Raw genomic sequence first — 4272 nt, forward strand, 5'->3', positions numbered from 1 at the left:
TGATCGTCTCGTACGAGACGATCACGCCGCTGGTGCCTGCCGGCCTTCGCGCAGGGCTTCCTCGATCTTGTCCCCGTCCGCCTCGCCGTGGTCGTCGAGGAGTTCGGGCAGCAGGAGGGCGGGCAGTTCGTCGTCGTCGAAGTCGACCGGGCAGTTGCTGCGGTAGCGGCTGGAGACGAACAGGGCCTGCGGCTGCTCGGCGAGGACCAGGTTGAAGCAGAGCATGCTGATGAGGAGTTGGGCGCGGGTGCCGCCGCACACCGTGAGGACCGGCAGACCCTCGCGGAGCCGGGCGAACAGCAGATGCCGGTCCATCATTTCCTTGCCCTTGCCCTTGCCCTCGCCCTCGCCCTCGCCCTCGCCCTCGTCCTCGTCAACGGCGAAGACCTCGTCCACCAGCAGCTCGCGCAACTGCTCCTGGACGCCGTCGCCGTACCCCTGCTGGAAGTCGTCCAGGTCGAAGTGGAACTCCGCTTCCACCGAGGCGATCGTCGCGTGCTCGTCCTCGATGACCAGGCGGGCGCGGATGGTGCCCGCCTGGAGCGTCTGGTCGTTGTAGTAGCCGTAGACGACGTCGGCCTCGATGTCGCCGTCGACGGACATCTCGCCGTCGGTGAACACCCCTCGGGCCGTCACCCCGCCGCCGATGGCCACCACCGAATCCGGGCCGCAGTCGGCCAGCACGCCTTCGACCGTCAGCGAGCCGGTGACCACGAAGGGGGCCACCACGTCCAAGTCGCCGCCCTTCACCACCAGATCGCCGTGGTGGAAGAACGGCGTGTCCAGCCGCTGGTCACCGGTCAGCGTTCGCGTCGTACCGGACTCGCCGAGCACCCTGATGCACAGTCGGGGCACCGAGGGCAGCAGATCAGGGTGACAGTTGTGGCGCAGTGCGGAGACCAGATCCTGGTAACTGTCGAAGTCCGGCTCCACAAGCTCAGCGAGCCGGCCGCTGTCGTCGGGGATCCCAGCAACCTCGCACACCTCGGCCAGCTCGGCCCGCATCACCCCGGCCACTTGCCGCAGCGCCTCCATGTCGACGGGCAGCGGCCCGCCCTCCACCACGGGATACCGCACATGCGCCGGAGCACCCGCAGCCTCCAGCAGAGCCACGATCTCCGACCGCGCCTGCCGCTGCTCCATGCTGTACTCCGGCAGACGCAACGCGATTCCCAGCGGAGTCCGGCCGAGGCCGTCGACCGCGGCGTTGTCGGCACCGCGCTCCAGCAGCAGCTTCACCAGCCCCGGTCGCGCCGAACCGACCGTCGCGTGCAGCGGAGTGTTTCCGCGATCGTTGACCGCGTCGGTCGGTGCGCCGTGGTCGAGCAGGAAGGCGTAGAGCGGCGCGGCCACGCAGCTGTGGTGGGCGAACGACCCGCCGGTGGTACCGAGCGGGCCGTCCAGCCGGGCGCCGCGCTCGACGAGCAGCGCCAGCACCTCCACGGAACGCTCCGCCCAGACCGCCGGATCGGAGTCACTCAAGGCCACGGCCCACACGGCGGGGGTGGCACCGCGGTTGTCGACGGCGTGCACATCCGCGCCGCACTCCAGCAGCGCCAGTATCACCTCAAGGGAAGGCAGCGGGTCGGCGGCGCTGTACGGGGCCTTCACCGCCCGGTGCAGCGCGGTGGCGCCCTGCTCGTCGCGCGCCGAGACATCCGCCCCGTCCGCGATCAGGGAACGAACCAGGGCTGCCCGCTCCGAGGCGTCGCCGCCATGGGCAGGGGTGACAGCAGCAAAAAGGGATTCACTCATCGATTCACTCACAGTGAGGACCGTAGGACGTACCTCTGACAGTGGGCCGGGTCTGCCGGGCAACCGGCCCTTCACCACGTAGAGCACATCAGAGTCGGCAGTAGGCCGCGATCAGGCCGGTTCCGCGGGTTTCCGTAGCCGATTGCGTAGTTCTACTGATGCCCTCGCCGGACGTAGTGGAGGAATCCCCACGTACTCGGCCCCATGGGCCGAGGTCGGGACCGGGAAGGGACTGGGGCCTGTACGGGAAGGACGATCGGTCGGCGCAGGGCGCCGCGTCCCGGCCATGTCCCGTTGGCGCGCTTACGCTCGCCACGTCATACCAACTGCCGGCAGGGGCGCTGACGGCAACCAGGTGATGCCCTGATATCCCTACCGCCCCGCACGGATGTTTCGGGCGAAGGCAGAAAAGGCACCTACATCCGCCAGTTCGCCCCGAAAGTGCTGGAGGCCGTGCGGTTCGCTGGCGGCACCGAGGCACAGCCGCTGATCGAGGCTCTGGGCATCCTGCGGGAGCTGAACGCCACCGGCGCCCGCAATGTGCCGGGCAACGCTCCGATCGCGTTCGTGCCGGCCCGCTGGCAGGGGTACCTCGATGAGGCGGCGGCAAAGGGGGACGCGACCGCGTACCGGCACTACTGGGAGCTGTGCACGCTGATCGCGCTGCGCGACGGCCTGCGCTCGGGGGACGTGTACGTACCCGGCTCCCGCCGCTACGACAACCCGGCCGTCTACCTGTTCACCCCCGTCGAATGGGACACGCACCGGGCGGAGTTCTGCCGCCTGGTCGGCAAGAGCCCGGACTTCTCCGAGGCCCTGTCACTGGTGATGCACGAGCTCGATGACGCCCTCACCGACCTGGAGGACACCCTGATGAAGGGCGACGGGCCGGTTCGCCTCAACGACGACGGCGAGCTGGTCATCTGTTGTGATCTTAGGATTTTCGGTCTGACTCTCGGTTCTGGAAGCGGGCCCTGTCCCGTCGCGGCCGCAAGTGCCGTGCCCTGGCCCGCAGTTGGTGGTGAAGCACCGTGCCGGAAGAGACCGAGAACGTCGGAAACGTCAGCCAGTCCCGCTACGAGCAGATCGTTGCCGAGCTGCGGCAGGTCGTCGAACAGCAGAGCCGGGGCTCGTTCACGATCGGTGACCGCGCTCTGGAGATCGAGCCGGTCAGGCCCCGCGGCGGCATCCCGGACGCGGAATGGACGATCAGGCAGTCCCTGATGCGTCTGGCCGAGGACATCGGCCTGACGTTCAGCACGGTGAAGAACGCCAGGTGGACCGCGTCACGCTGGCGAAGGAACACCGCCGGGCGGGCGTGTCGTTCACGATCCACCGCATCCTCGCGCGGATCGAGGACGACGAGGAGAGGTTCGAGGCGATCAAGGCCCCGCCCGAGGGCAGGACGCGGTGGATGACGGACGACGCCAAGCGGCGGGTGGGGTGGACGGTCGACAGCCCGGAGACCCTGCAGGAGAAGATCACCGCGATCCACCACCTGGCCCAGGACGAGGAGATCGCGGCGACGGTCACCACCGACTTCCTCAGGCGTCCGCAGGTCGCGGCCAAAGTCTCCACGGAGAACAAGGTCCGGGCGGTGGAGGAGTTCACGCGGGACGAGTCGGTCGCGGCGACAGCCGCCACCAGCCTGCTGCGCCGGCCGGACGTCGCGTTCAAGGCGATGAGCGACGAGACTGCCCGGTTCCAGGTCAACCATGCCCAGAACGAACGCCACCGGCAAGCCCGCAAGGACTTCGACCGCACCAGCCCCGTCGCGCCGGCCGTGAGGCACATCGAGCGGAGCATGGAGTTCCTGGACCTGGTCACCGCCTTCCACTCCTTCGTCGCGGCGGCCGGGCGGATCGTCCCCTCTTTGCGCAACCACACCTTCAGTGACGACGAACGCACGATCGTGCACGAGAACGTGGCCCGTTGCCGGGCGACCCTCGACTGGGTCGAAATGGCCGTCGACACCGGCAAGGTCGACGTGGATGACGAGCTGGCCCGCCTACTGAAGGGCGAGTAGACGTGCCCCGCGCCTCGCGGCGACAGGGTGATGCGGCCAGACGCCACGCGGACACCCTCCGGTTCGTAGTTCGAGGCCAGACCTGCCGGCCTTGAATTCCCTCAGCTGGTACGCGCCAGTGACCTGTCCCCGAATCAGGTCCGTTCCGGGCTTGCCGCGCTGAAGGACCAGGCCGCGGAGAAGGGCTGGCCACCGCTGACATGGACCAGGGCGATGGGCTATCAGCTCGGAGCCGAGCGGGACGTGCTGGAGGCATACGAACGGGCCGTGGTCAAGGAGAAGCTGACCGAGTTCCGCCGGTTGATCACCGGCACTGTCGCCCCGCACGCCGCCGCCCACCCGGGCGACAAGTGGGTCAAGCACATCGTCGCCCAGCTCAACTCCATCGAATCCACCCTCGACCTCATCAACAGCTCCTGACCTGCGGTGGGGCCGCCCCATGGGCGGCCGCACCGTATCGAGATTGACGCCGCCCGACACTTCGAGCACGG

At 68.6% G+C, this 4272-nt stretch carries 1 protein-coding gene and 2 pseudogenes; 2 read left to right on the forward strand and 1 reads right to left on the reverse strand.

The window, feature by feature from the left end:
- Positions 1 to 21: 21 nt before the first annotated feature.
- Positions 22 to 1767, reverse strand: a complete 1746-nt coding sequence (locus ABZ622_RS41740) for a hypothetical protein (protein ID WP_360552524.1) — start codon at positions 1765 to 1767, stop codon at positions 22 to 24.
- A 1019-nt stretch (positions 1768 to 2786) separates the two neighbouring features.
- Between ABZ622_RS41740 and ABZ622_RS41745 the strand changes: the two are divergent.
- Both ABZ622_RS41745 and ABZ622_RS41750 read left to right on the forward strand, forming a co-directional pair.
- A pseudogene (locus ABZ622_RS41745) lies at positions 2787 to 3781 on the forward strand (DUF6192 family protein).
- A 2-nt stretch (positions 3782 to 3783) separates the two neighbouring features.
- A pseudogene (locus ABZ622_RS41750) lies at positions 3784 to 4201 on the forward strand (RacP protein).
- Positions 4202 to 4272: the final 71 nt, after the last annotated feature.

It is taken from the genome of Streptomyces sp. NPDC007164 (assembly GCF_040634135.1).
GTDB classification, from domain to species: Bacteria; Actinomycetota; Actinomycetes; order Streptomycetales; family Streptomycetaceae; genus Streptomyces; species Streptomyces sanglieri.